Raw genomic sequence first — 25672 nt, 5'->3', positions numbered from 1 at the left:
CGGGTCGGTCGACGGGCCGACCCCGTCAGGGCAGGATCTGGCCATGACCGACGTGGGTTTCACCGCCGACACCACCGCCGCCATCGCCCGGGCCCGCCAGCACGGGATCGGTGACCTGCTGCGCCGCACCGCCGCCCGCTACCCGGACAAACTCGCCGTGGTCAACGGCGACCACCGGTTCACCTACGCGGAGTTCGACGCCGCCGCCAACCGGGCCGCACACGCGCTGGCCGGGCGCGGGCTGGCCAAGGGCGACCGGCTCGCGCTGCTGTCGCACAACTCCTGGCAGTACGTGGTGTTGACGTTCGCCGCCGCGAAGCTCGGCGTGGTGCTCGTGCCGGTGAACTTCATGCTCAACGCCGAGGAGATCGCGTTCATCCTCGGGCACTCGGGCGCCACCGCCATGGTGGTGGAGGACGCGCTGGTCGACACCGCGGAGAAGGCTCTCGCGGGCCGCGAGTTGACGCTCCGCGGCTGCGTCGGCGCGGCCCACGACGGCTGGGAGGACGTCGACGACTGGTGGACGGTCGGCCCCACCCACGACCCCGAGGTGGCCGTCGCCGACGACGACCCGCTGCGGCTGATGTACACCTCCGGCACGGAGTCGCGGCCCAAGGGCGTGCTGCTCTCGTCGCGGTCGCTGATCGCCCAGTACGTCTCCTGCACCATCGACGGCGGCATGGAGAGCGACGACGTCGAGGTCCACTCGCTGCCGCTCTACCACTGCGCGCAGATGGACTGCTTCTTCTCCGTGGACGTCTACCTGGGCGCCACCAGCGTCATCCTGCCCGGCCCGAACGCGGCCGACCTGCTCGCGACGATCGCGCGGGAGAAGGCCACCAAGCTGTTCTGCCCGCCCACGGTGTGGATCTCCCTGCTGCGCCACCCCGACTTCGACGCGTGCGACCTCTCGTCGCTGCGCAAGGGCTACTACGGCGCGTCCGCGATGCCGGTCGAGGTGCTGCGCGAGCTCTCGCGCCGGCTGCCCGACGTGCGCTTCTGGAACTTCTACGGTCAGACCGAGATGTCGCCGCTGGCCACGATCCTGCGCCCGCACGAGCAGCTGCCCCACGCCGGTTCGGCGGGCCGTGCGTCGATCAACGTCGAGACGCTCGTGGTGGACGACGAGGGCAACCCGGTGCCCGCGGGTGAGATCGGCGAGATCGTGCACCGCAGCCCGCACGCCGCGCTCGGGTACTACAACGACGAGGACAAGACGGCCGAGGCGTTCCGCGGCGGCTGGTTCCACTCCGGTGACCTCGGCGTCCTCACCGAGGACGGCTACCTCTCGGTGGTCGACCGCAAGAAGGACATGATCAAGACGGGTGGGGAGAACGTCGCCAGCCGCGAGGTGGAGGAGGCGCTCTACGAGCTCGACGGCGTCGCGGAGGTGGCCGTGTTCGGCATCTCCCACCCGACGTGGATCGAGGCCGTGACGGCGGTGGTGGTGCCCAAGGAGGGTGTCACCCTCACCGAGGACGCCGTGCACGCCCACGCGCGGGAGAAGCTCGCCGGGTTCAAGCGGCCCAAGTACGTGGTGTTCGCCGAGGCACTGCCGAAGAACCCGAGTGGCAAGATCCTGAAGCGTGACCTCCGGACGCAGCACGGTGACCTGGCCCAGGCCTGACCCCAAGATCGCGGTCACCGGTGTCGTCCTGTTCTGGGGCGACACGCTGGTGGCCGGCTCGCTCGCGCCCGGCTACGACCTGACCAGCGACTACGTCTCCAGCCTCGCCGGCCGTGGCTCGGCGGTGGCGCCGGTCGGGATCGTCGCCATCGTCTTCCTCGGCCTCGCCCACGTGCTCGCGGCGGCCACCCTGCGTGGCGCGCTCGGGGCACCGCTCGCGCTCGCCGGCGTCGCGGGGCTGACCATCGCGTCGTTCCGCACCGGCTGCCCGCTCGGCGCCGCCGGGTGCGGCACCGCCCCGAACACCGTGGACGACCTGCCGGGCACCGTCCACGGTCTCGCCGTGGGCGCCTACGAGATCGCGATCGTGGCCGCGATGCTGCTGTTCGCGTTCACGCGTCGTCGTGACGAGAAGGTGTTCGCGCCGATCAGCGTGGTGGTCGCGGTGGTGTCGGTGGTGCTGCTGCTGCAGACGGGCGCCGCGTACAACGGGCTGTGGCAGCGCGGCTGGCTGCTGGTGAACACCGGCTGGCTCGTGGCGGTGCTGCTCACCCGGAAGCGGGTGCAGCGGCGTCGGGAACCCGCCCCTCCAGGAGTGCCTGCAGGTTGGTGAGGATCGGCGTCCATCCACGCCGCCAGCCCTCCACGTCCTCGGGCCCGCCGAGCCGGTCGTGGACCAGGAGCAGGCGGACGCCGTCGGCCTGCGGTTCGAACCCGCGTGGCCGGGAACGGCGTGCCGTCGACGTTCGGGGCGAAGCGGTAGGCCAACCGCCGCGGCGGGTCGAACTCCAGCACCTCCCGCGGTCGGTGACCACGTCGGAACCTCCGTCGAAAGAAGACGACGGCTTCTCCCGCCCCCGGCGCAGCACGACCACCAACCCCCGCCCGTTCCAGCACGCCGAGGTGCTTGCTGACGGCCTGCCGCGTCATGCCGAGGTCGGCGCAGAGCTCGACCAGGGTCTGGCCGTCGTGGGCGTGCAGCCGGTCGAGCAGGTGACGGCGGGTGGTGTCCCGCGAGGGCGGCGAACACGTCGTCGCTCACGGGACGACACGAGGGAACCATGTGGCTGCGTGTCAACCGTGTGATCAGGTCGCTCGCCGAGGGTGTCAGTGGCGGGACCGTCTGCGGAGGGGCCGGCATGGATCAGAACCTGCTTCGATGGGGCCCGACGACGAGCTGATCGTGGACGCGGGCGGGCTCACGGTGCCGGAGATGCGGCCGGCGCGAGCGCGCTGAGCGCGGCGACACCCTCGGCGACCAGGTCGGTGTCGCCCGTGTCGAGGCCGTGGGCCGCCACGTAGAACGGGCCGACGCGGTGCCAGTCCCGGGCCCTGGCCTGGATCGGAGCGGTCAGGTCGTAGCCGCCGGAAACGGCAGCGGCGAACAGCATCGGAGCCCCGTGCAGGGCCCAGGCCAGATCCTTGGCGGGATCGCCCGCGCGGGTGGCGCCCCAGTCGATGATGCCGGTGACGGCGTCGTCGCGGACGAGGACGTGGCCGGGGTCGATGTCGCCGTGCACCAGCGTGTCGGCGGGGGCGTCGGCGAGCCGGTCGAGCACGGCGGACGCCGGGGCCCGGGCCGCGTCGGGCAGCAGCGGCACGACCTCCGTGACGAACCGGGCGAACGCGACGCGGCGCAGGCTCAGGGTCTCCGCGGGGCCGGGCACGCCGCGGGCCACGGCGCCGTCCAGCGGGGTGGCGTGCAGCGCGCGGAGGAATCCGGCCAGCGCCCGGCCGTGGGCGGCGGGATCGGCGGCGGGGTCGATCGGCTCGCCCTGCAGCAGCACGTGCCGCACGACGAGGGGCTTCTCGCCCACCACGACCGGCACCGGGATCGGCAGCGGGAGGCGCGGGGTGAGCCACAGCAGCAGGCGGCTCTGCCGGCGCAGGCGCGGCTCGGCGTCGGGGCGGCGGGCGGTGCGCTCGAGCCACCGTCCGTCGATGATCGCAGCGGTGGTGTCCCACCCGCCCTCGATCTCGACCCGCTGTTCCATACCCCGAGACTGCCAGGATTCGCCCATGGCCGTTGATCTCGTCGACCCCGGTGCCCGCGACCGTGCCGTGGGCGCGCTCGCGGGCCTCGCGCTCGGCGACGCGCTGGGCATGCCCACGCAGTCGATGTCGCGGGCCGCCGTCGCGGCCCGCTACGGGACGATCGACCGGCTGCTGGCCGGTGCGCCCGACCAGCCGATCGCACCCGGCCTGCCCGCCGGCACCGTCACCGACGACACCGGGCAGGCGCTGCTCCTGGCGCGCCTGCTGATCGAGGGAGCCGGGCACGTCGACGCGATGGCGTTCGCCCACGCGCTCGACCGCTGGGAGGCCGACATGGTCCGCCGCGGCTCGGCCGACCTGCTCGGGCCGTCGACGAAGCGGGCCCTCCAGCGGCTGCACGCGGGCGAGTCCCCCGACGAGGCCGGCCGCGACGGCACCACCAACGGCGCGGCCATGCGCGTGACGCCGGTGGGGATCGCGGTCCCCCTGCCGGACGCGCTGGTGGACGCGGTGGTCGCCGCGAGCCGGGTCACCCACAACACCGGCATCGGCATCGCGGCCGCCGCCGCGGTGGCCGCCGCCGTGTCCGCGGGTGTCGGCGGCGCGGACCTGCCCGACGCGCTCGACGAGGCCGAGCGGGCCGCCGCGGCCGGGGCCTGCCGGGGGCACTGGCGTGCGGGCGGGGATGTCGCGGCCCGCATCCGGTGGGCCCGGGGCTGGGTCCGCGGCATGGACCGCGCGACGCTCGCCGACGCGGTCTCCGGCGTCATCGGGACGTCGGTGGCCGCGCAGGAGTCGGTGGTGGCGGCGTTCGCGCTGGTGGAGGCGCGGGGCGACGACCCGCTCGGCGCGCTGACGCTCGCCGCCGGCATGGGCGGGGACACCGACACGGTCGCGGCGATGTGCGGCGCGGTGCTCGGCGCGCACCACGGCGCAGCCGGGCTGCCGGCCGACCTGCTCGACACCGTCGTGCGGGTCAACCGCCTCGACCTCGCCCCCGTCGCCGACGGGCTGCTCGCGCTGCGGTTGCGGTGACCGGCCGGCTCGTGTGCACCGGCCAGGTGCTCCTGGACCTCGTCATGCGGGTGCCCGCACTGCCACCCGTCGGCGGTGACGTCATGGCGTCGGCGACCAGCCTGCTGCCCGGCGGCGGCTTCACCGTGATGGCCGCGGCGGCCCGGGCCGGTGCCGCCGTCGTCTACGCGGGCGGGCACGGCACCGGGCCGTACGGTGACGCCGTCCGTACGGCGCTGGCCGCGGAGGGCATCAGCGCGGCGGCGGCGCCCACCCCCGACGAGGACACGGGCGTCTGCGTCGTCCTCGTCGACGACGACGGCGAGCGCACGTTCGTCACCGGCAGCGGCGCGGAGGCCGGACCGCTGGTCCCCGTGCCGACCGGGGCCGGCGACGTCGTCCACGTCAGCGGCTACAGCCTGCTCGCCGACGCGAAGGCGGACGCGCTGCTCGACCGGGTCGAGCGCGGCGCGGGGACGGTACTGGTCGACCCGGGCCCGCTGGTCACCGAGATCGACGCCGGCCGCTGGGCACGGCTGCTGCGGCGCACGGACGTGCTGAGCGTCAACGCCCGCGAGGCCCGGCTGCTCACCGGCTCGGATGAGCTCCGGGTCGCGTCGGCGGCGCTGGCGGAGCGGGTGCCGGTCGCGATCGTCCGGGACGGCGCCGACGGCTGCCTGCTCACTCGCGACGGCCGCACGGAGCACGTGCCCGGCCATCGCGTCACGGCGGTGGACACCAACGGCGCGGGTGACGCGCACTGCGGGGTGCTGGCCGCGGCCCTGCTCGACGGAGCGGACCTGCGGACGGCCGCGCGCCGGGCGAACGTGGCCGCGGCCCTGGCCGTGACGCGCCCCGGTCCGGCGACCGCGCCGACCGCGGCCGAGGTGGACGCGCTCCTGCCCGGTGCCCGTCCCTGACGCGCCCCGCACCGCGTCATCCGACGACGGATCGGTCAGAGGACGGCTTCGACCGACGCGCGCAGCGGCGTCACCGGACGTCCCAGCAGCTTCTCCAGGTCGTCGGACGGCTCGCTGAACAGGCCCGACGCGATGAGCCGGTGCACGAAGCCGGCGGCTCCGAGGTCGTCGGCGGTCACGGCGCGGTAGGCCACCGGCTTCCCGGAGACGTCCGACAGCACCTGCGCCAGATCCGACACGGTCCACAGCGGCCCGCCGATCTCGTAGGTGGCGCCCACATGGCCGTCGTCGGTGAGCACGCGGGAGGCGGCCAGTCCCATGTCGCGGATCGTCGCGAAGTTGACGGGCTTCCCCTCGTCGGCGCCCTTCAGCTCGCCCGCGGCGACGGCCCCGGCGAGGCCGGGGTTGACCAGTGCCTCGGCGTAGAACGTGTTGCGCAGCACCGTGTGCGGCAGGCCGGAGTCGCGCAGCAGGTTCTCCGTGACACCGTGGTCGGCGAGGAACCCCGGGCCGTCCTGGGCGTGCACCGCGCTCGTGTAGACGACGCGCCCGACTCCGGCGGCCTTCGCGGCGTCGACCACGTTGCCGTGCTGGCGGACCCGGACGCCCGGCGTCACGTCGGAGCCGGAGACGAACAGCAGCACGTCGGTGCCGGTGAAGGCGGCGCGCAGCGACTCGGGGTCGTCGTAGTCGCCGCGGCGGACGTCCACGCCCAGCCCGGCCACCTTCTCGGGCGTGCGCGCGACGGCGGTGATCTCGGTGGCGGGGATGCGGGTGAGGAGGTCGTCGAGGACGACGCGGCCGAGGTTTCCGGTGACTCCGGTGACGGTGATCATGGGAACCACGCTAGCCTGGGCGCTAACCACTAGTAAGTACGTACCCAGAGGTAAGTGCCGGAGGCAGATGTGAGCATGCAGGTGGACGGCCTGGGGCACCCCCTGCGGGGTGACGTGTTCGACAGCAACTGCCCCAGCCGCACGATCCTCGACCACGTCACGAGCAAGTGGGCGGTGCTGGTTCTCGCGGCGCTGCGCACGGGGCCGCGGCGGTTCAGCGCGCTGCGCCGGACGATCGGTGGGGTCAGCGAGAAGATGCTGGCCCAGACCCTGCGCACGCTGGAGGCGGACGGTTTCCTCGACCGCGAGGTCGCCCCCACCACGCCGCCGCAGGTGACCTACAGCCTCAGCCCGCTCGGCGCGGAGCTGACGGAGCACCTCACCGGGCTGGTGGAGTGGATCGCGGTGCGGATCCCCGACATCGAGGCAGCGCGCTCTTAGGGCCTACAGGGCCCGGGACGCCTGCGTGCGGGTCGCGCCGATCACCGCGCGGGGGGCGGCGATCAACCGGTCAGCCGACCGCCTTCAGGTCGGCGGGAGCCTCCTCGGCGGGTGCCTCGGTCGTGAGCTGCTGCTCGCCGTCCAGCAACGGGCAGGCGAGCCACTGCTCGGGGATGCCGAAGCCGTCCACCAGGTCACGGGCGTGGGGGCGCAGGGCCGCACACAGCTCGTTGACGCCGCTGGCGAGGGCCTTGCTGCCGCTCACCGTGAGGTAGCCGTGCTCGAGGAACCAGGCCCGGCGGCTCTCCAGCACGCTCAGCCCGTGCAGTGTGAGCACCAGCTCCAGCAGGCCGCGCACCGTGGACGGCGCGCGGTCGACGGCGTCGGCGAACGCGTCGAAGACGATCCGGTCGACGTGGGCGCGCGCCGCCTCCAGCAGGTGGTCCTGGGCCGCGTTGAAGATCGCGAACTGGTCGACGCCGGGCTTCAGGGCCGCGCGCATCCGGCGGGCCAGGCTGCCCAGCAGGTGCTCCTCGCGGGCTACGAGCAGCCGGCGCTGGTGCGCCCGGTCGCGCACGTCGCCGCGCCGCAGCAGGGACCGGGCACCGGTGCGCTCGGCGACCTCACCGCCGACGAGGTCGGCGGCGAAGCGGACCTTCCCGAGCAGGTCGAGCTTCCCGACCTTCCGCGCGTAGTCCGACAGCAGCGTCTTCGCGACGAGCTGCAGCAGGACGGTGTTGTCGCCCTCGAACGTGGTGAACACGTCGGTGTCGGCCTTGAGCTGCGGGAGCAGGTTCTCCGACAGGTAACCGGCGCCGCCCGCGGCCTCCCGGCAGGCCTGGATGGTGGCCGTGGCGTGCCAGGTGCCGAGCGCCTTGATGCCGGCGGCGCGGGTCTCGAGGTCGCGCTGGAGCTGCTCGTCCTGCACGGGGGCGGTATCGCTGCTCGGGCCCGCAAGCGGCCCTTCGGAGAACTTCTGCAGATCGTGCATCCGCCCGACCAGGTCCTCCTGCGCGAAGTGCAGCGCGTAGGAGGTGGCCAGGGCCGGGAGCAGCTTGCGCTGGTGGGCGAGGTAGTCGAGGACCACCACCTCCTCGCCGGTGGCCGGGTCGGAGAACTGCCGGCGGGTGGCGCCGTAGCGGACCGCCAGCGTCAGGGCCTTCTGGGTGGCCGTGCCCGCTCCGCCCGCCACGCTGATCCGGCCGCGCACGAGCGTGCCGAGCATCGTGAAGAAGCGGCGCGTCTCGTTCTCGATGGAGCTGGAGTAGGTGCCGTCCTCGGCGACGTCGGCGTAGCGGTTGAGCAGCGCCTCGCGCGGCACGCGGACCCCGTCGAACACCAGGCGACCGTTGTCGACGCCGTTGAGGCCGGCCTTCTCGCCGCAGTCGGTGATCGTGACGCCGGGCAGCGCGTCGCCGGCGTCGGAGCGGATGGGCACGAGGAAGCAGTGCACGCCGTGCGAGGTTCCACCGGTGATCAGCTGCGCGAACACCGCCGCCATCCGGGCGTCGCGGGCGGCGCCGCCGATGTAGTCCTTGCGGGCGCCGGGCTCCGGGGTGTCGATCACGAACTCCTGCGTGGCCGCGTCGTAGGTGGCGGTGGTGCGCAGATGCTGGACGTCGGAGCCGTGGCCCGTCTCGGTCATCGCGAAACAGCCCAGCAGCGTGCCGTCCATCATGTCGCGCAGGTAGCGGTCGTGGTGGCGCGCGGTGCCCAGGTTCTGCAGCGCCCCGCCGAACAGGCCCCACTGCACACCGGCCTTGACCAGCAGCGACAGGTCGCCGTGGCCGAGCATCTGGAACGCCGCGACGACACCGCCGACGTCGCCGCCACCGCCGTAGGCCGGGTCGAACCCCTGGTGCGGGCGGCCGGTCTTCGCCAGCTCGGCGACATACCCGGCGATCTGGGCGCGGTACTGCTCGGTGGGCAGCGAGGGATCGGTCTGCACCTCGCCCATCTGCGCGCGGACCTCGTCGCGGACCGCGGCCCAGCGGCCGTCGAGCACGGTCTGCAGAACGGAGCTCATGAAAGTGCCTCCAGGGGGGCGGCCACGACGCCGGAGAGTCCGGACCAGGCCAGGTCGGTGAGTTGGGTGGCGAGCACGTCGCGGGTGACTCCCGCCGGCCGGGCCAGCCAGTTGTCGCCCGCGCCCCGCACCAGGCCCACGACGGCGTGGCCCCAGGTGGTGGCGGCGGTGGTGGCGGCGGTGGTGTCCTTGCCCGAGCGGATCAGCTGGGCGGCGATCACGGCGGCCGCCTGGTCGCCGACGAGCGTGGCCAGATCCGCCACAGGATCCTCGGCCAGCGCCCGGTCGACCAGCGGGCGGTGCACCACGAACCGGTACACCTCGGGGTCGTGCTCGATGAGCCGCAGGTAGGCCTCGATGCCCGCGGCGGCCTTCTCGCGGGGGTGGGTGGCGCGGTCCATCGCCGTGCGCACCTGCACGGACAGGATGCCGGCCACCCGCGCGCACACCGCGAGGTAGAGCTGCGTGCGGTCGGCGAAGTGCCGGTAGACCACGGTCTTGCTGGTGCCGGCCTGCGCCGCGACGTCGTCCATGCCGACACCGGCGCCGTGGGCGCGGATGGCGAGGATGGCGGCGTCGGTGAGCTCGGCGCGGCGGGCCTCCCGGTGGGCGTCCCACCGGCTGGCGCGCTTGTCCCGGACAGCGTTCACGTAACTCACAGTATCGCGTACTTCGGGTATCGGCTAGGCGGGTGACGTCACATGCCCAGCACCGCCAGTACCGTGTACTTTCGGTACCGCTTACAAAGGGGAAGGACCCTCGCATGCCGAAGACAGCTCGCCGGGCCGCCGTGATCGGCGGCAACCGCATCCCGTTCGCCCGCGCGAACGGCGCCTACGCCCAGGCCTCCAACCGCGACATGCTGATCGCCACCCTGGACGGCCTGGTCGCCCGGTTCGGGCTCGCCGGCCTGCGCATCGGTGAGGTGGCCGGCGGTGCGGTGCTCAAGCACAGCCGCGACCGCGACCTCACGCGCGAGTCCGTGCTCGGTTCCCGGCTCTCCCCGACGACCCCGGCCTACGACGTCCAGCAGGCATGCGGCACCGGGCTGGAGACCGCGATCCTCGTCGCCAACAAGATCGCCCTCGGGCAGATCGAGAGCGGCATCGCCGCGGGCGTCGACACCGCCAGTGACGCGCCGGTCGCCGTCAACGACGACTTCCGCCGCGTCCTCATGCAGCTCAACCGGGCGCGGTCGCTCGGCGACCGGCTCAGGGCCGTCGCGGGGATCCGGCCCGGCCAGATCGTGCCCGAGATCCCGCAGAACGCCGAGCCGCGCACGGGGCTCTCGATGGGCGAGCACATGGCGCTCACCGCGCTGCAGTGGAAAATCAGCCGCGAGGCTCAGGACGAGCTCGCGGTCGCGAGCCACCACAACCTCGCCGCCGCCTACGACCGCGGCTTCTTCGACGACCTGGTCACGCCCTACCTCGGCCTGACGCGCGACGCGAACCTGCGCCCGGACTCCTCGGTGGAGAAGCTGGCGAAGCTCAAGCCGGTGTTCGGCAAGGGCATCGGGGACGGCACCGGCGCGACGATGACCGCCGGCAACTCCACCCCGCTCACCGACGGCGCGTCGGCGGTGCTGCTGGGCTCCGACGGGTGGGCCGCCGAGCACAAGCTGCCGGTGCTCGCGCACGTCGTCGACGCCGAGACCGCGGCCGTCGACTTCGTGCACGGCTCCGATACGCACGGCCCCGACGGCCTGCTGACCGCCCCGGTGTTCGCGGTGCCGCGGCTGCTGGAGCGCAACGGCCTCACGCTGCAGGACCTCGACTACTACGAGATCCACGAGGCGTTCGCGTCCACGGTGCTCGCCACCCTGGCCGCGTGGGAGGACCCGGCGTTCGCGAAGGAGCGCCTGGGCCTCGACGCGCCGCTGGGCCCGATCGACCGCTCGAAGCTCAACGTCAACGGCTCCAGCCTGGCGACGGGCCACCCCTTCGCCGCGACGGGCGGCCGCATCGTGGCGAGCCTGGCGAAGCAGCTGCACGAGAAGGGGCCGGGCAGCCGCGGCCTGATCAGCATCTGTGCCGCCGAAGGCCAGGGCGTCGTCGCGATCCTCGAAGGGGCCTGATCATGAGCAACGACACCCTGCGGGACCTCTCGCAGAACCCCCTCGTCCAGCGCCTCGGCGTGCCGCGCATCCCCGTGCTGCGCCGCCACTCACCCGGCGCGCCCCTGCTGACCGGGCCTGCACTGGTCGGCGTGATCGGGGCGGGCGCGTTCGCCGAGCCCGTCCGCGCGCTGCTCGAGGACGCCGCCGTAGAGGTCATCGCGAGCCCGGACGCCGGGGACGAGGGGAAGGTGGCCGCGGTCGTTCTCGACGCCACGGCCGCCCGCACCCTCGACGACCTCGCCGCCGTCCAGCAGTTCCTCACTCCCGCCGTGAAGCGGCTCGCCCCGGGTGGGCGGCTGCTGGTCCTCTCCCCGGAGAGCGACCCCTCCGAAGGGCCGCTCGCGGGCCCGAGCATCGATACCGACGTGGAGGCGGCCGCCGTCGCCCAGGCCTTCGACGGGCTGATCCGCTCCGCCGGCAAGGAGGTGCGCGCCGGGGCCACCGCGAACCTGCTGGTGGTGAGCCCGGACGCGGCCATCGGGTCGTCGGTGCGCTTCTTCCTCTCCGCCCGGTCCACCTACGTCGACGGCCAGGTCGTGCACGTCGGCCCGGCGACCGTGGAGGAGCCGGCCGACGTCGAGCACCCGCTGGCGGGGCGCGTCGCCGTCGTCACCGGGGCGGCCCGGGGCATCGGCGCGGCCATCGCCGCCACCCTCGCCCGCGACGGCGCCACGGTCGTGGCCGTCGACATCCCCGCGGCCGGGGAGTCGCTGGCCCGCGTCGCCAACCAGGCCGGGGGCACGGCGCTGCAGCTCGACATCACCGCGCCCGACGCCGCGCAGCGGCTGATCGCGCACGTGCAGGAACGCCACGGCCACGTCGACCTCGTCGTCCACAACGCCGGCATCACGCGCGACAAGCTGCTCGCCAACATGGACGCCGACCGCTGGAACGCCGTGATGGCGGTCAACCTGCGCTCCCAGCTGACGATCAACGCCGCGCTGCTGGAGAGCGACGTGCTGTCGGACTCCGGCCGGATCGTCTGCGTCGCCTCCACCAGCGGCATCGCCGGCAACCGCGGCCAGACGAACTACGCGGCCAGCAAGGCGGGCGTGATCGGGATGGTCCGCGCGCTCGCGCCGAAGCTGGCCGAGCGCGGGGCGACGATCAACGCGATCGCGCCCGGGTTCATCGAGACCGAGATGACCGCGACGATGCCGCTGGGCACCCGCGAGGCCGGGCGTCGCATCAACAGCCTGCGGCAGGGCGGCCTGCCCGTCGACGTCGCCGAGACCGTCGGCTGGCTGGGCCAGGCCGCGAGCGGCGGCGTCACCGGGCAGGTCGTGCGCGTGTGCGGCCAGAGCCTGCTGGGGGCCTGACCGTGCGCCTCGGAACGCTCTACGCCAAGGCCGCGCTGACATCGGTCGGCCCGCGGGCGCACACGCTGCCCGACACGCAGCTGCACCGGTCGGCGACGGTCGACCGGGCGCACCTCGCCGGGTACGCCCGCGTCTGCGGGTTCACCGTCGGCGACACGCTCCCGGCCACCTACCCGCACCTGCTCGCGTTCCCGCTGCAGGTGGAGCTGATGGCCGGACGGTCGTTCCCGCTGCCGCTGCCCGGGCTCGTCCACGTGGCCAACAGGATCACCGTGCACCGCCCGATCGACGCGTCCGAGCCGCTCGACGTCGGGGTCCGGGCCGAGCGGTTCGTGCCGCACCCCAAGGGCGCCCAGGTGGACCTCGTGGGGGATATCTCCGCCGGGGGCGAGCGGGTGTGGGACGGCCGCAGCACCTACCTGGCCCGCGGCGCCACGGCCCCCGCCGACCCCACCATCCCCACCGCCCCCGCGAGTCGCCCGTTTCCCGTGCGCGAGTCGGCGGATTCGCGTGCGCGAGTCGACGGTTCCGCGACCGCCACCTGGCGCGTCGACGCCGGCACCGGACGGCGCTACGCGGGCGTCAGCGGCGACGTCAACCCGATCCACCTGCACCCGCTCACAGCGAAGGCGTTCGGCTTCCCGCGCGCCATCGCCCACGGCATGTGGACCGCGGCCCACGCGCTGGCCGCGCTGGAGGGCCGGCTGCCCGACGCCCTGACCTACGAGGTGGAGTTCGGCCGGCCGCTGCTGCTGCCGTCCATCGTGGAGCTGCGCACCCACGCCGTGGACGACGGCTGGGACCTCGACGTCACCTCGCGCGGGAAGGCCCACCTCGCCGGCACGATTCGGCGTAGCGTCGGGTGAACAGCCCGCGGCGTCGCGGGCCCGCACCGTTGGGGGGTTGTCCCGTGATCGCTCGCGTACTCGTCGGCCTGCTCGTGATCTGGCTGGTCTTCGTCGTGGTCGGCTTCGTCGTCAAGTCGCTGCTGTGGCTCGCGATCGTCGGCATCGTGCTGTTCCTGGGCACCGCCGCCTACGGCGCCATCAAGCGCCGCAGCACCGGTCAGCTGCGCTGACGCGATTTCCCCGGTCCCCGGGTGCACGTGGGACCCCCGGGTCGGGGCACTCCGAGGTGCTCCGTGGTGCGGAGGGTCCTCGACCAGCGACCAGCGACCGGAGCAGGAGCGTGGGGTACTGGTTCTCCGTTTCACCACCACGCCACGAGCTCTCCGCGTGACACGGCACCGGGCACTCTCGCGGCTCCGCGCGCTGCTCGGCGAGCAGCCGTCGTCGTCCGCCAACCGGTGATGCCCCGGCCGCGCGTCCCCGAACGGCCTAAACTCCCTGCTCATGACACGGGTACGGCGGCGGTCGGTGCTCACCCTGCCGGCGCGGCTCGCACTCGTGGCCGCGGTGGTCGTCGCGAACGTCATCGGCGCGGGGGTCGTGCTGGTGCTCGCAGCCTGGGTCGTGCCGGAGGGGCCGGTCGCCGACCCCGGGCAGGTACGGCTGCTCAACCTCGCGACCTTCGGCGGCTACCTGCTGGTGGCGGTGCCCGTCGGGATCATGTGGGGCGCCCGGCGGTTCCGGATGCGCGAGAACGGCGACGCGGCCACCCGGCGGCTGCGGGAGCGGCGGATCGTCCTCTACGGGCCGCTGCGGCTGGTCACGGTGCAGATGGTCCTGTGGGTCGTGGCCGTCGCGCTGTTCGTCGAGCTGAACATCGGCTACTCGCACCGGCTGGCCCTGTCGGTCGGCGAGACGGTGCTCCTGGGCGGGATCACCACGTGCGCCACGTCCTACCTGCTCGCCGAACGGATCCTGCGCAGCACGGCCGCACGGGTGCTGGACGAGGGCTCCCCGCGGCGCCGCGGACTGCCCGGCGTGGTGGTGCGGTCGCTGCTGTTCTGGGCGCTGGGCACGGCAGTGCCGGTCGTCGGCCTGCTGCTGTCCGGGATCTCGGCGCTGGTGTTCGCCGACGTGTCCGCCGCCGAGCTCGCGGTGATCATGCTGTCGGTCGGCGGCACGGCGCTGGTGATCGGGTTCGTCGTCACCGTCGGGTCCGCCCGCGCCGTGGCCGATCCGGTCAACGCCGTGCACCGGGCCATGGGCCGGGTGGAACGCGGTGACTTCGACACGGCCGTTCCGGTCTACGACGGCACCGAGCTCGGGCAGCTACAGGCGGGGTTCAACACGATGGTCGCCGGCCTGCGCGAGCGTGAGCGCCTCCGCGACCTGTTCGGACGGCACGTCGGACGCGACGTCGCGCAGGCCGCGGCGGCGGCCGGCGAGATCCGGCTCGGTGGTGAGGTGCGCCAGGTAGCCGTGCTGTTCGTCGACCTCGTGGGCTCCACCACGCTCGCCGCGAGGCGCCCGCCCGAGGAGGTGGTGGGGCTGCTCAACCGCTTCTTCGCGGTGGTCGTGGAGGTCGTGGAGCAGAACCACGGGTGGATCAACAAGTTCGAGGGCGACGCCGCGCTCGCCGTGTTCGGGGCGCCGGTCGACATCGCCGATCCCGCGGGCTCGGCGCTGGCCACCGCCCGCCTCCTGGGCGAGCGGCTGGCCGCCGAGCTTCCCGACACCGACGTCGGCATCGGGGTCTCCGCCGGGGACGCGGTGGCCGGCAACGTCGGTGACCTGCAACGCTTCGAGTACACGGTGATCGGCGACCCGGTGAACGAGGCCGCCCGGATCACCGAGCTGGCCAAGGAGGTGCCGGGCCGGGTGCTGGCGTCGTCGGCGGCGGTGGAGCTGGCCGCCGGCTCCGAGGCCCGGCGCTGGGAGGAGGGCGAGACCACGGTCCTGCGCGGCCGCCCGGAGCCGACGCGGCTGGCCCTCCCGCTCCGCTCCGGGAGCATCGACGACGGGAAACGGCGCGAGATCGTCGGCGGCGCTCACTAGCGTTCCCGGGGTGACGACTTCCGCTCCCTCCCGCCTCCGGTGGACCGCCCTCGCCGCCGTGGCGGTCACCGTCCTCGCCTGGGCATCGGCCTTCGTGGCCATCCGGTTCGTCGGCGCCTCCTACGCGCCGGGGTCGCTCGCGCTGGGCCGGCTGCTGGTCGGGTCGGTGGCGCTGGGTGTGACGCTGCTGCTCGGCCGCCGCTGGGTGGCTCCGACCGGCCGCGAGTGGGCGCTGATCGTGCTCTGCGGGCTGGCCTGGTTCGCGATCTACAACGTGGCGCTCAACGCCGCCGAGCAGCGGGTCGACGCGGGCACCACGGCGATGCTCGTCAACGTCGGGCCGATCCTCATCGCACTGTTCGCCGGGGTGCTTCTCGGTGAGGGGTTCCCGCGCTGGCTCGTGATCGGTGCGCTGATCGCGTTCGGCGGCGCGGTGCTGGTGGGCGCGGCCACCTCGAACGGCGACGCCTCGGATCTCCTCGGCGTGCTGCTGTGCCTCGCCGCCGCCGTCACCTACGCGATCGGGGTGCTCGCGCAGAAGCCGGTGCTGCGGCGGCTGCCGGCCGTCCAGGTCACGTGGCTGGCCTGCACGATCGGGGCGGTCGCGTGCCTGCCGTTCGCGCCGGGGCTGATCGACGACCTCGGCACCGCCCCCGCGTCGGCCACGGGATGGCTCGGCTACCTCGGGGTGGTGCCCACCGCGCTGGCGTTCAGTACGTGGGCCTACGCGCTGGCGCGGATGGACGCGGGCCGGCTCGGGGTGAGCACCTACATCGTCCCGCCCATCACGATCCTGCTGGGCGCGGCGCTGCTGGGCGAGGTGCCGCCGGTGCTGGCGGTCGTGGGCGGGGCGATCTGCCTGGTCGGGGTGGCGATCTCTAGACGCGGTAGTCGGCGTCCCGCACGTCGGTGATCAGCATGTGGCCGGGCGCGTGCGCGATCGCCAGTGGCGGGCGCGACTCAACCACCCTGCGGCGTCACGCCGCACGCCCAGAACACCGGCACGTCGCCGGGCTCGCCGCGCACCGCGTCGCCGTAGTCGGGGACCTCGACGGCGGTCGTCACCAGCGCCTCCGGCACCATCCGCATCGATACCACCAGCGGCCCAGACACGGCCCCGGCCGGGCGGCACCGTCGCGAGGTCCGGAACATCGGCACGTTGACGCCCTGCTCGACGTGCCGCACGGGCACCCCGGCGGCGGCGAGCGCGTCCTCGAACGTGAAGCTGCAGCCGATCAGGAAGCCGACGAGGTCCTCGCGCCAGTGCTCCCGGACGTCGGGCACCTCGTCCACGAGCTCGCCGTCGACGTAGACCCGGTAGAGCGGCACGTCGGTGCGGATGTCCCCGCCGGCCAGCGGCCCGGACACCGCGCCGGCGTCGAGCACGTCGAGGACGGGGCAGGGCTTCGGGTTGCGCTGGGCGAACAGCAGGAAGTCCCAGGCCAGGTCGCGGGGGACGGCGATGAGGTTGGCCTGCGTGTAACCGTCGCACCAGCCGGCGGTGGGGGTGACGAGGCCGTCGCGGAACTGCGCGCGGGCGTGGGCGGGGATCACGGGTACTCCTTGACGAGGGTGAAGCGCACCTGCTGACCCGGGCGCACCTGCGCGGCCCGGTCGACGTCGGCGTCGAGGACGACGGCCACGACGGGGTAGCCGCCGGTGACCGGATGGTCGGCGAGGAACAGCACGGGCTCGCCGCCGGGCGGCACCTGGATCGCGCCGCGGACCATGCCCTCGCTGGGCAGCTCGCCGCGGTCGGCGCGACGCAGGGGCCCGCCCTCCAGCCGCATGCCGACGCGGTCGCTGCGGCTCGACGCCGTCCAGGTGGTGCGGACCAGCGCGGCGGCGTCCACCGTCCAGTCGACGCGGGGGCCGGGCAGGGCGCGCAGCGTGACGACGTCCGACGGCGGCACGGCCACCGGGGCCACGTCGACGATCGGGAACGTCGCCGGCTCCGGACCCACGGGCAGCACGTCGCCGGGGCCCAGCGGGGCCGGGCCGACCCCGGACAGCACGTCGGTGGCGCGGGAGCCGAGCACCGGGGGCACGGCGATCCCGCCGCGCACGGCGAGGTAGGTGCGCAGCCCGCTCGGCGGAGGGCCGAGGGTGAGCACCTGCCCGGGACGCAGGGTGAGCACGGCGTGGTGGCCCATCGGTCGCCCGTCGATGTCCGCGGGGGCCGGCGCGCCCGCCAGCGCGACCGTCATGGGCTTCCGGGCGCGCATGCTCAGGCCGCCGAACACGGCCTCGATCCCCGCCGCGTCCTCGGGGTTGGCCACGAGCCGGTTGGCCAGGCGCAGCGCCGCGCGGTCGGCGGCCCCCGACCGCCCGACCCCGGACGCGGCGAGCCCGGGCCGTCCCAGGTCCTGGACCAGCGCGGACGCGCCGGTGGCGAGCACCTCCAGGTCCCCGCCGCTCGGCTCGGTCGCGATCCGCTCCGGGGGTGGGGAGGTTCGCGTGGCCCGCAGGAAGCGCACCTCCGCACCCGGCTGCAGCAGGGCCGGCGGGTCGCGTGTCTCGTCCCAGAGGACGACGTCGGTGCGGCCGATGAGCTGCCAGCCCCCCGGCGACGGGCGCGGGTAGACCCCGCTGAACTCCCCGGCCAGGCCGACCGACCCCGCCGGGACGCTCGTGCGCGGTTCGTCGCGGCGGGCGACGTGGAGGCGCTCGTCCCCTCCGGCGAGGTAGGCGAAGCCGGGCGCGAACCCGCCGAAGCCCACGCGCCAGGGCGTGCCGGTGTGGGCCTCGACGACCCCCCCGGCGCCGAGCCCGGTGAGCCGCCCGACCTCCTCCAGGTCGGGCCCGTCGTAGGTCACGGGGATCTCGACGGCCGCACCGGACGCCGGCCCGGCCCCGGCCTGCACCGGGAGAGCCAGCACGGCCCGGCGCAGTGCGGCGAGGTCGGTGCCGGGTGTCGTCGTGAGCAGCACCGTCCGGGCGGCCGGGACCACGTCGAGCACGCCCGGGAGCGCTGCCTCGCGCAGCGCGGCGGCCAGGGCCAGCACCTCCGGCAGGCCCGCGACCTGGACGAGGACGGCCGTGTCACCGGCGGGGAGCACCGTCCGGTCAGAAGGCACGGAGCTCCACCCCGGCCGAGGCCAGCCCGTCCCGGACGGCCAGCGCCATCGCGACCGCGCCCGGGGAGTCGCCGTGCACGCACACCGACTCCGCTGTGGCGCGCACGTGGCTCCCGTCCACGGCTTCCACGACGCCATCGGTGACCATCCGTAGCACCCGCGCCGTCACGGCGTCGAGGTCGTCGAGCAGGGCGCCGGGCTGCGACCGCGGCACGAGCGTGCCCTCGGGGGTGTAACCGCGGTCGACGAAGAACTCCGGCACCGCCCGCAGCCCCGCCGCCTCCGCGGCACGCAGCAGCTCGGAACCGGGCAGCCCCAGGACGGGCAGCGCGGGGTCGTAGTCGCGCACGGCCGCCACCACCGCGCGCGCCTGCTCGCGGTGGTGCACCACCGCGTTGTAGAGCGCGCCGTGCGGCTTGACGTAGCGCACCGTCGTGCCCGCCACCCGGCACAGGCCCTCCAGCGCGCCGAGCTGGTAGACGACGTCGTCGGCGAGCTCGCTCTCGTCCATCTCGATGAACCGGCGGCCGAAGCCCGCGAGGTCGCGGTAGGACACCTGGGCGCCGACGGTCACCCCGTTCGCAGCGGCGCGGGCGCAGGTGGAGCGCAGCGTCGTCGCGTCGCCGGCGTGGTACCCGCAGGCGACGTTCGCCGAGGTCACGACGCCGAGCATCGCCTCGTCGTCGCCGAGGGTCCAGCGCCCGAACGACTCGCCCAGGTCGGAGTTGAGATCGATGCGGCTCACAGCGCGGTCAACTCTCCCAGTGACTGGTAGCCCAGGTACAGCGTCAGCAGCCACGCCAGGACGCCGATGCCGAGCAGCCAGGCCGGGTACCTGTAGCCGCCGAGCAGGTCGCGGCGGCGCCAGGCCACCCACAGCACCACCGTGAACCCGATCGGCAGGATCAGCCCGTTGAACGCGCCGGCGAACACCAGCAGCGTGACCGGGGCGGCGCCCACCAGCACGTACACGACCGTGGTGACCGCGATGAACGCCACCGTGTAGAGGTTCCGGCGGCGCGGCGACGTGGCATCGGAGGTCAGGAACGACACCGAGGTGGAGGCCGCGCCGATCACGGAGGTGATGCTCGCCGCCCACAGGATGATCCCGAACACCCGCAGCCCGACCTCGCCGGCCGCGGAGCGGAACGCGCTGGCCGCGGGGTTGTCGGCGGCCAGCGCGACGCCCCCGGTCACCACGCCGAGCACGGCGAGGAACAGCAGCACGCGCATCACGCCGGTGACGAGGATGCCGATGACCGAGCTGCGGGAGATGGCGCGCACGTGCTCGGGGCCGGTGAGGCCGGAGTCGAGCAGGCGGTGGGCGCCCGCGCAGGTGATGTAGCCGCCGACCGTGCCGCCGATGAGCGTGGTGATGACGAGGAAGTCGACCTTCCCGGGCAGGACGACGTTGCGCAGCGCGTCACCGACCGGTGGGTGCGACACGATCGCCACGTAGAGCGTCATGAGGATCATCAGCCCGCCGAGGACGACGACGATCCGGTCGAGGGCGACGCCGGCCCGCTTGCTGAGGAAGATCGCGATCGCCACGACCGCCGAGATCGCGCCGCCGATCTTCGCGTCGAGTCCGAACAGCGCGTTCAGGCCGAGGCCCGTGCCGCCGGTGTTGCCGATGTTGAACACCAGGCCACCGACCACCACCAGCGCGGCGAGGACGTAGCCGACGCCCGGCAGGACCTCGTTGCCCAGCTCGTGCGCCCGCCGGCCCGAGACGCCGATGACCCGCCAGACGTTCAGCTGGACGCGACGTCCACCAGGATCGAGACCAGCACCGCGAAGCGAAGGCCGCGCCGAGCTTGGCGGTGAAGGTGGTGGTCTGGGTGATGAAACCGGGCCCGATCGCGCTGGTGGCCAAGGATGTGTCGGAGAGGCCCCCGGCCCGGCTGTGCTCGATCTCGGGCCTCTCAGACACATCTTCAGGAACATCGCGCACATCTTCAGGAACATCGCGCCGAGTACCGCGCACCGGCTGGTGGCGGACTTCACCTCACTCATGGGAACTCACCGTAGGGATTGTTCAACAATCCAGCAATAGGAAGCGGGGATCCGCAGGCAGATGAACATGTCGGTCACCTAGGGTGGGCCGATGACGACGGTCGACCCCACCCGCGAGGCGCTGACGTCACTCGGCCGGGCCCGGCGCCTCATGGCCCGCACGTCCACGGCCGACCGGGTCGCCGACGCCGTGCGCGAGGAGGTCGTCGAGGGCCGGTTGCGGCCGGGCGCGCGGCTGCCCGAGCAGGACCTCTGTGCCGCGTTGGGCGTCTCCCGCAACACGATCCGCGAGGCCCTGAGCCAGCTCGTCACCGAGCGGGTGCTGGTGCGCGAGCCCAACCGCGGCGTGTTCGTCGCCCAGCCCGACCGCGACGCCGTCCGCGACGTCTACCGCGTCCGGCGCCTCGTCGAGCCCGCCGCCGTGCTGCACGGGGAGGCGTTCGGCGACGCCGCAGTGGCCGCCGTGCGCGCCGCGGTCAGCGAGGGGGTGGCGGGAGCCGACGCGGAGGACTGGGCGGCCGTGGCCACCGCCAACCAGCACTTCCACCGCGCGCTCGTCGCCCTGGCCGACAGCCCCCGGCTCGACCAGCAGATGGCGCTCCTGCTCGCCGAGATGCGCCTGGTCTTCCACCGCATGCCCGGGGTGCGGGAGTTCCACGAGCCGTACCTGACCCGCAACGACGCGATCTGCACGTTGCTCGAGGCCGGCGACCGGGCCGCGGCGGCGGTGGAGGTGGAGCGCTACCTCCGCGACGCGGAACTGCAGCTACTCGTCGCCTACGACGCGCTCTGAGCGCAGTCCGGGGCACCAGCCCGACGCCGTGACGCTGCGGCTGCGGCGGCTCTGCGGGACGAAGTGGCCGTGCAGGCGCGGGCCGTCGTCGCTCAGCGCCCAGTGCAGGAACTCCTCCTCCCACGGGCTGGTGAGCAGCAGGCGTCGCTGTTCCAGCTCGGTCATGGTGGCCGACGCCCGAGCGGCCTTGGCGAGAAGTCGACGGAAGGGACCCACCGGCTCATTCTGCCCGCCCACCGTGCATGTTTCGAGGGGGTTACGTGTGTGTTCGTGCACCATCAGCGGGTGACCGACGTGCAGAGGGTGACCCTGGTGACCGGTGGGGCGAGCGGGATCGGGCTGGCCACCGTGCGGCGGCTCGTCGCCGACGGCGGGAAGGTGGTGCTCGCCGACTACAACGCCGACACCGGTGCGGTGGCGGCCGAGCCGTTCGGGGACGGCGTCCGCTTCGTGCGCGCCGACGTGGCGCAGGAGGCGGACGTCGAGGCCGCGGTCGCGGTGGCCGTCGAGGAGTTCGGGCGGCTCGACTGCGTGGTCAACAACGCCGGTGTCGGCGGTGCGTTCGGCCGGATCACCGACATCGACGTCGACGAGTGGGACTACACCTTCGCCGTCCTCGTGCGCGGGGTGTTCCTCGGGACGAAGCACGGCGCGCGGGCGATGCGGTCGTCCGGGCGCGGCGGGTCGATCGTCAACATCGGGTCGGTCGCCGGGTCGTCCGCGGGGGCCGGCCCGCAGGCCTACTCCGCGGCCAAGGCGGCGGTGATCAACTTCGGTCGGGTGGCCGCCGCCGAGCTGGGGCCCGACCGCATCCGCGTGAACACCGTCAGCCCCGGCCTGATCGTGACGCCGCTGGTGGGAGCGGGCGAGGCCACCGCCGCGGCGGTGATGGCGCAGGCCCAGCCCTGGCCCGACCTCGGCCGACCCGAGGACGTCGCCGAGGTGATCGCGTTCCTCGCCTCCGACGCCGCGCGGTTCGTCACGGGCGAGGAGGTCACGGTGGACGGCGGGCTGACCGCCGCCGGCCCCCGCATGCACGCGGCCTACGGCGGCGACCCGGGGCGCCGCGGCCTCTCCGGGGTGAACCGGGGGACGACGGGCGAGCCCCCGACGGTCCGGCGCGGCCCGGAGTGAGCCGGCCCGGCCCGCGTCCGGGACGGGCAGCGCGGGGGAGCACGTGGTCGAGGCCGGAAGTACTGCGGAGGCGGACCTGCTCCACGAGTGTCACAGCCGAGCCAGGACCGCCAGCAGCGCCTCGTGGATCGGCCCGTTCGTCGCCACCACGTCCGTGACGGCGGCCGAGGCCACACGCTTCCCGGCGAAGTCGGTCAACCGCCCGCCCGCTTCCTCCAGGATCAGCTGACCTGCGCTGATGTCCCACGAAGCCATCGCCCGCTCGACGTAGGCGGTGTAGTGGCCGGCCGCGATGTGGCTCAGGATCAGCGCGGGGGCGCCGACGAACCGCACCCCGCCCGCCGCGTTCATCAGCGCCTCGAACATCGTGGTGAACGCGCCGATCGCGGAGGGATCCGACGACTGGATCTGGCTGACCACGACCGCCCGCGACAGCGCCGCGGTGTCGTCCACCTCCAGCGCGACCCCGTTGCCGGTGGCGCCCCGCCCGCGGCCGGCCGACCACAGCTCGTCGTGCACCGGGTCGAACACCGCGCCCGCCACGACCTCGTCGGCCCCGTGCTCCCGGCACCGCAGCGCCACGGACACGCAGTACCAGGGGATGCCGTGGCGGAAGTTGCTCGTGCCGTCCAGCCCGTCGACGAGCCAGACGTGCCGCGGATCGGCGCCGGCGACGTCGCCCTCCTCGCCGATCACCCCGTGCTCCGGGAACGCCCGGCGGATCGCCGCGATCACCGCCGCCTGCGACGCGGCGTCGGCGGACGTGGTGATGTCGACGCGGGCGTCCTTGAGCGTGACGTCGACGCGCGTGCGGTCGGTGGCGGCCAGCACGGCCCCGCCGGCGCGGGCGGCGGCGACCGCGACGGACAGCGCCGCGTCGACGAGCGGGCAGCTCAGGGGGTGCTCACGGTGCCGAGGGCGAGGGCCTCGGTGAGCAACGGACGCAGGTCGGCGCCCGGCGAGTAGTAGATGAACGTGCCCTCGCGGCGCCCCTCGACGAGGCCCGACAGGCGCAGCTTCGCGAGGTGCTGGCTGACGGCGGTGGGGGCGGCGCCGACGAGCTCGGCCAGGCACGCCACCGACGTCTCGCCCTGCAGCAACGCCCACAGGATCTTGAGCCGTGTGGGGTCGGCCAGCAGGCGCAGGGCATCGCTGGCCCGCCGCACCTGCTCCGCGTGCGGCATCACGAAGCCCTCGATGCCGTCGTGCACGCGGCCAGACTACATCTGAGCAGCAGCTCAGGTAATACCTTGCTGCGTATCTGCGTGTATGCGCAGTTATGCTTCGACCCATGTGGTCCCTGCCCGAGGTCCGGTGGGCGGCGTTGTCGCTCCTGGCCTTCACCCTCGCCGTTCCCGCCGACCTGCTCGGCGCTCCCGCCGTTGTCGTGGGTGTGCTCTACGTCGTCTGCTACCTCGCCGGAGGCTGGGAGCCCGCGGTGGAGGGCCTGCGGGCGCTGGCGCAGCGCCGGCTCGACGTCGACCTGCTGATGGTGGTGGCCGCCGTCGCCGCCGCGGCCATCGGCCAGCACCTCGACGGCGCCCTGCTGATCGTCATCTTCGCGAGCTCCGGCGCGCTCGAGGCCGTGATGACCGCGCGCACCCGGGCGAGCATCGACGCGCTGCTCGACCTGGCCCCGGAGACGGCCACTGTTCTGACGAATGGCGCCGGGCACCATGGTGCCGACAACCGGCTGGTCCCGGTGGCCGAGCTGGTCGTCGGTGACGAGGTCCTGGTCCGCCCCGGCGAGCGGATCCCCGCCGACGGGCTCGTGCTCGCCGGGGCCAGCGACGTCGACACGTCCGGGCTCACGGGCGAGCCACTGCCCGTCGCTGTCGGGACCGGGGACGGCGTCCACGCCGGCACGCTCAACGGCACGGGCACGCTCACCGTGCGCGTGGACCGCGACCCCACCGGGACCGTCGTGGCGGGCATCGCCGCCCAGGTCCGGCAGGCCGCCGAGACCAAGGCCGGCCGCCAGCTGACCGTCGAGCGCATCGAGCAGCGCTACTCCGCGGTCGTGGTGGTCGGGGCGCTCGCGCTGCTGGCCGTGCCGCTGCTGTTCGGCGCGGAGTTCCAGCCCACGCTGCTGCGCGCGATGACGTTCATGATCGTCGCCTCGCCCTGCGCGGTCGTGCTGGCCACGATGCCGCCGCTGCTCGCCGCGATCGCCACCGCGGGCCGGCGCGGGGTCCTGCTCAAGGACGCCACGGTGGTGGAGGCACTCGCGACCGTTGACGCGGTGGCGCTGGACAAGACCGGAACCGTGACGCTGGGGCGGCCGCGGGTGGTCGAGGTGTCCGGGCCGCCGGAGGTGCTCGTCCTGGCCGCCGCCGCGGAGGCCGGCAGCGAGCACGCGCTCGGCCGGGCCGTGCGGGAGCGCGGACGACGTCGTCGACCGGTTCGAGGCCGCCGGCCACACCGCCGTCGTCGTCCTGCGCGACGGTGACGTGCTCGGGGTGCTGGCGCTCGCCGACGAGGTCCGGCCCGAGTCCGCGGTGGCCGTCGCCGACCTCGAAGCGCTGCTCGGCCGGGCTCCCGTCCTGCTCACCGGCGACGCCGCGACACCCGCGGCCGCCGTCGCGACGTCGATCGGGATCGCGGACGTCCGGGCCGGGCTGCTGCCCGCCGACAAGACCGCGGTGCTCGTCGAGTGGCAGCGTCGGGGTCGCACGGTCCTCGCGGTCGGCGACGGCATCAACGACGCGCCGCTGCTGGCCGGGGCGGACGTCGGGCTGGCGGTGGGCGGCGGCAGTGCGCTGAGCGTCCAGGCCGCCGACGGGGTGCTGTTGCGCCACCCGATGGCCGGGCTCGTGCCGCTGCTGGAGCTCACCCGCCGGGCCCGGCGGGTGTCCCGGGCCAACCTGGCGTTCGCGTGCGCGGTGATCGTCGGGCTCGTCGCCTGGGACCTGGTGGGTGCGCTGCCGCTCGCGCTGGGCGTGGCCGGCCACGAGCTGTCGACGGTGCTCGTCTGCCTGAACGGCCTGCGGTTGCTCAGGAGGTGAGCTCGGTCAGCGCCGCCACGGCCATCCGGCGCAGCAGGGCCGCGGCGTCGGTGCTGCCGCCGGTGTGCGGGGTGGAGTTGAGCAGCCCGAAGGCCCCGTGCGCGGCGACCCGGGCGGCGTCGGTGCTCAGCCCCGGATGGATGCGCTGGAGCGTCTCCACCCAGATCTCGACGTAGGTGCGCTGCAGCTGCCGGACCTGACGCCGGGCCGCGACGGGCAGGTTGGCCAGGTCACGGTCCTGGACGATGATCAGCTCGGGCTCGCGGCGGGCGAAGTCGGCCTGGAAGTCGACCAGCGCGGTGAGCACCTCGCGAGGGTCGTCGGAGCCGGCGGCGCGCTCCCGTCCACCGGCGAGCAGGTGCTCGCTGATGCCCACCAGCATCTCCGCGAGCAGCGCCTCCTTGCCGGGGAAGTGCCGGTAGAGGGCCGGCCCGCTGACCCCGACGG

23 protein-coding genes and 4 pseudogenes are annotated in these 25672 nt (G+C 74.1%); 15 read left to right on the top strand and 12 right to left on the bottom strand.

Translation table 11 applies throughout. From position 1 onward, the window contains the following. The first annotated feature begins 43 nt into the window (after positions 1 to 43). Positions 44 to 1627, top strand: a complete 1584-nt coding sequence (locus tag BGP03_RS13390; protein ID WP_296373461.1) for an acyl-CoA synthetase — start codon at positions 44 to 46, stop codon at positions 1625 to 1627. Then, a complete protein-coding gene (locus BGP03_RS13385; protein ID WP_298798827.1) occupies positions 1608 to 2240 on the top strand; it encodes a DUF998 domain-containing protein in 633 nt (210 codons plus the stop codon). Before BGP03_RS13390 ends, BGP03_RS13385 begins: the two co-directional genes overlap by 20 nt. A 586-nt stretch (positions 2241 to 2826) precedes the next feature. Here the strand turns inward: BGP03_RS13385 and BGP03_RS13375 are convergent. Continuing rightward, a complete protein-coding gene (locus tag BGP03_RS13375) occupies positions 2827 to 3621 on the bottom strand; it encodes a phosphotransferase (protein WP_296373458.1) in 795 nt (264 codons plus the stop codon). Positions 3622 to 3646: 25 nt separating this feature from the next. Between BGP03_RS13375 and BGP03_RS13370 the strand changes: the two genes are divergently transcribed. Both BGP03_RS13370 and BGP03_RS13365 read left to right on the top strand, forming a co-directional pair. Further along, the gene (locus BGP03_RS13370; RefSeq protein WP_298798824.1) at positions 3647 to 4657 is read left to right on the top strand and encodes an ADP-ribosylglycohydrolase family protein; all 1011 of its coding nucleotides are present in this window, start codon (positions 3647 to 3649) and stop codon (positions 4655 to 4657) included. Continuing rightward, on the top strand, positions 4654 to 5556 hold the full coding sequence (locus tag BGP03_RS13365; protein WP_296373454.1) for a PfkB family carbohydrate kinase: 903 nt from the start codon (positions 4654 to 4656) through the stop codon (positions 5554 to 5556). The genes BGP03_RS13370 and BGP03_RS13365 overlap by 4 nt, the downstream gene beginning before the upstream one ends. A 35-nt stretch (positions 5557 to 5591) precedes the next feature. Here the strand turns inward: BGP03_RS13365 and BGP03_RS13360 are convergent, their stop codons facing one another. Further along, on the bottom strand, positions 5592 to 6392 hold the full coding sequence (locus BGP03_RS13360) for an NAD(P)H-binding protein (protein WP_296373452.1): 801 nt from the start codon (positions 6390 to 6392) through the stop codon (positions 5592 to 5594). Positions 6393 to 6467: 75 nt separating this feature from the next. On the opposite strand from BGP03_RS13360, the pseudogene BGP03_RS13355 reads away from it, so the two are divergent. After that, positions 6468 to 6830, top strand: a pseudogene (locus BGP03_RS13355) (helix-turn-helix domain-containing protein); the annotation flags it as partial. A 73-nt stretch (positions 6831 to 6903) separates the two neighbouring features. On the opposite strand, the gene BGP03_RS13350 reads toward BGP03_RS13355, so the two are convergent. Then, positions 6904 to 8859, bottom strand: coding sequence for an acyl-CoA dehydrogenase (locus tag BGP03_RS13350; RefSeq protein WP_296373449.1), 1956 nt, complete (start codon positions 8857 to 8859; stop codon positions 6904 to 6906). After that, complete coding sequence (locus tag BGP03_RS13345) at positions 8856 to 9509, bottom strand: TetR/AcrR family transcriptional regulator (protein WP_296373447.1); 654 nt, start codon at positions 9507 to 9509, stop codon at positions 8856 to 8858. The genes BGP03_RS13350 and BGP03_RS13345 overlap by 4 nt, the downstream gene beginning before the upstream one ends. 113 nt (positions 9510 to 9622) lie before the next feature. Here BGP03_RS13345 and BGP03_RS13340 point away from each other — a divergent pair, with 113 nt between their 5' ends. The 6 genes from BGP03_RS13340 (at position 9623) to BGP03_RS13315 (ending at position 16113) form a co-directional block, all read left to right on the top strand. Beyond that, positions 9623 to 10936, top strand: coding sequence for an acetyl-CoA C-acetyltransferase (locus tag BGP03_RS13340; protein WP_296373445.1), 1314 nt, complete (start codon positions 9623 to 9625; stop codon positions 10934 to 10936). Positions 10937 to 10938: 2 nt separating this feature from the next. Further along, the gene (locus BGP03_RS13335) at positions 10939 to 12297 is read left to right on the top strand and encodes a 3-oxoacyl-ACP reductase (protein ID WP_296373443.1); all 1359 of its coding nucleotides are present in this window, start codon (positions 10939 to 10941) and stop codon (positions 12295 to 12297) included. A 2-nt stretch (positions 12298 to 12299) separates the two neighbouring features. Continuing rightward, positions 12300 to 13163: a MaoC/PaaZ C-terminal domain-containing protein gene (locus BGP03_RS13330; protein WP_298798820.1), complete on the top strand. Its 864-nt coding sequence runs from the start codon at positions 12300 to 12302 to the stop codon at positions 13161 to 13163. 44 nt (positions 13164 to 13207) lie between these two features. Beyond that, on the top strand, positions 13208 to 13375 hold the full coding sequence (locus tag BGP03_RS13325; protein WP_296373622.1) for a hypothetical protein: 168 nt from the start codon (positions 13208 to 13210) through the stop codon (positions 13373 to 13375). 274 nt (positions 13376 to 13649) lie between these two features. Continuing rightward, entirely contained in the window at positions 13650 to 15200 is a 1551-nt protein-coding gene (locus BGP03_RS13320) for an adenylate/guanylate cyclase domain-containing protein (RefSeq protein ID WP_298798818.1), read from the top strand. Positions 15201 to 15210: 10 nt separating this feature from the next. After that, a complete protein-coding gene (locus BGP03_RS13315) occupies positions 15211 to 16113 on the top strand; it encodes a DMT family transporter (protein ID WP_296373438.1) in 903 nt (300 codons plus the stop codon). On the opposite strand, the pseudogene BGP03_RS13310 reads toward BGP03_RS13315, so the two are convergent. From BGP03_RS13310 to BGP03_RS13290, 4 genes and pseudogenes are all read right to left on the bottom strand, one after another. Then, positions 16079 to 16754: pseudogene (locus tag BGP03_RS13310) on the bottom strand (DUF1445 domain-containing protein). The gene BGP03_RS13315 and the pseudogene BGP03_RS13310 sit on opposite strands and share 35 nt — an antisense overlap. Next, the gene (locus BGP03_RS35900) at positions 16751 to 18277 is read right to left on the bottom strand and encodes a 5-oxoprolinase/urea amidolyase family protein (RefSeq protein WP_363093706.1); all 1527 of its coding nucleotides are present in this window, start codon (positions 18275 to 18277) and stop codon (positions 16751 to 16753) included. Before BGP03_RS35900 ends, BGP03_RS13310 begins: the two are co-directional and overlap by 4 nt. Then, complete coding sequence (locus tag BGP03_RS13295) at positions 18267 to 19022, bottom strand: 5-oxoprolinase subunit PxpA (RefSeq protein WP_296373437.1); 756 nt, start codon at positions 19020 to 19022, stop codon at positions 18267 to 18269. Before BGP03_RS13295 ends, BGP03_RS35900 begins: the two co-directional genes overlap by 11 nt. Beyond that, a pseudogene (locus BGP03_RS13290) lies at positions 19019 to 20153 on the bottom strand (NRAMP family divalent metal transporter); the annotation flags it as partial. The gene BGP03_RS13295 and the pseudogene BGP03_RS13290, both read right to left, overlap by 4 nt. A gap of 231 nt (positions 20154 to 20384) precedes the next feature. On the opposite strand from BGP03_RS13290, the gene BGP03_RS13285 reads away from it, so the two are divergent. Further along, a complete protein-coding gene (locus BGP03_RS13285; RefSeq protein ID WP_298798816.1) occupies positions 20385 to 21086 on the top strand; it encodes a GntR family transcriptional regulator in 702 nt (233 codons plus the stop codon). Here the strand turns inward: BGP03_RS13285 and BGP03_RS13280 are convergent. Further along, positions 21060 to 21302 (bottom strand): hypothetical protein, encoded by a 243-nt coding sequence (locus tag BGP03_RS13280; RefSeq protein ID WP_296373432.1) that lies wholly within the window; start codon positions 21300 to 21302, stop codon positions 21060 to 21062. The genes BGP03_RS13285 and BGP03_RS13280 overlap by 27 nt on opposite strands. Before the next feature lie 69 nt (positions 21303 to 21371). On the opposite strand from BGP03_RS13280, the gene BGP03_RS13275 reads away from it, so the two are divergent. After that, the gene (locus BGP03_RS13275) at positions 21372 to 22220 is read left to right on the top strand and encodes an SDR family oxidoreductase (RefSeq protein WP_298798814.1); all 849 of its coding nucleotides are present in this window, start codon (positions 21372 to 21374) and stop codon (positions 22218 to 22220) included. Positions 22221 to 22310: 90 nt separating this feature from the next. Here the strand turns inward: BGP03_RS13275 and BGP03_RS13270 are convergent, their stop codons facing one another. Together BGP03_RS13270 and BGP03_RS13265 are read right to left on the bottom strand one after the other, a co-directional pair. After that, complete coding sequence (locus BGP03_RS13270) at positions 22311 to 23090, bottom strand: inositol monophosphatase (protein WP_298798899.1); 780 nt, start codon at positions 23088 to 23090, stop codon at positions 22311 to 22313. A gap of 23 nt (positions 23091 to 23113) precedes the next feature. Further along, positions 23114 to 23431: a metalloregulator ArsR/SmtB family transcription factor gene (locus tag BGP03_RS13265; RefSeq protein WP_296373428.1), complete on the bottom strand. Its 318-nt coding sequence runs from the start codon at positions 23429 to 23431 to the stop codon at positions 23114 to 23116. A gap of 68 nt (positions 23432 to 23499) precedes the next feature. Here BGP03_RS13265 and BGP03_RS13260 point away from each other — a divergent pair, with 68 nt between their 5' ends. Then, positions 23500 to 24669, top strand: a complete 1170-nt coding sequence (locus BGP03_RS13260; RefSeq protein ID WP_363093703.1) for an HAD-IC family P-type ATPase — start codon at positions 23500 to 23502, stop codon at positions 24667 to 24669. Beyond that, a pseudogene (locus tag BGP03_RS13255) lies at positions 24653 to 25225 on the top strand (HAD-IC family P-type ATPase); the annotation flags it as partial. The gene BGP03_RS13260 and the pseudogene BGP03_RS13255, both read left to right, overlap by 17 nt. Here BGP03_RS13255 and BGP03_RS13250 read toward each other — a convergent pair. After that, on the bottom strand, positions 25215 to 25672 hold a 458-nt coding region (locus tag BGP03_RS13250; RefSeq protein WP_299736435.1), incomplete at its 5' end, for a TetR family transcriptional regulator. The pseudogene BGP03_RS13255 and the gene BGP03_RS13250 sit on opposite strands and share 11 nt — an antisense overlap.

Origin of the sequence: Pseudonocardia sp. 73-21, from assembly GCF_001899645.1 — a bacterium.
Lineage (GTDB): Bacteria > Actinomycetota > Actinomycetes > Mycobacteriales > Pseudonocardiaceae > Pseudonocardia.
The sequence above is the reverse complement of the archived record's forward strand: the minus strand, read 5'-3'. Positions and strand labels throughout refer to the sequence as shown.

What these genes read in the sequence shown, in the direction of transcription:
- BGP03_RS13390 (WP_296373461.1), top strand. Translation starts at nt 44, where the DNA reads ATGACCGACGTGGGTTTCACCGCCGACACCACCGCCGCCATCGCCCGG.
- BGP03_RS13375 (WP_296373458.1), bottom strand. Translation starts at nt 3,621, where the DNA reads ATGGAACAGCGGGTCGAGATCGAGGGCGGGTGGGACACCACCGCTGCG.
- BGP03_RS13370 (WP_298798824.1), top strand. Translation starts at nt 3,647, where the DNA reads ATGGCCGTTGATCTCGTCGACCCCGGTGCCCGCGACCGTGCCGTGGGC.
- BGP03_RS13360 (WP_296373452.1), bottom strand. Translation starts at nt 6,392, where the DNA reads ATGATCACCGTCACCGGAGTCACCGGAAACCTCGGCCGCGTCGTCCTC.
- BGP03_RS13350 (WP_296373449.1), bottom strand. Translation starts at nt 8,859, where the DNA reads ATGAGCTCCGTTCTGCAGACCGTGCTCGACGGCCGCTGGGCCGCGGTC.
- BGP03_RS13340 (WP_296373445.1), top strand. Translation starts at nt 9,623, where the DNA reads ATGCCGAAGACAGCTCGCCGGGCCGCCGTGATCGGCGGCAACCGCATC.
- BGP03_RS13335 (WP_296373443.1), top strand. Translation starts at nt 10,939, where the DNA reads ATGAGCAACGACACCCTGCGGGACCTCTCGCAGAACCCCCTCGTCCAG.
- BGP03_RS13320 (WP_298798818.1), top strand. Translation starts at nt 13,650, where the DNA reads ATGACACGGGTACGGCGGCGGTCGGTGCTCACCCTGCCGGCGCGGCTC.
- BGP03_RS13285 (WP_298798816.1), top strand. Translation starts at nt 20,385, where the DNA reads ATGACGACGGTCGACCCCACCCGCGAGGCGCTGACGTCACTCGGCCGG.
- BGP03_RS13260 (WP_363093703.1), top strand. Translation starts at nt 23,500, where the DNA reads ATGCTTCGACCCATGTGGTCCCTGCCCGAGGTCCGGTGGGCGGCGTTG.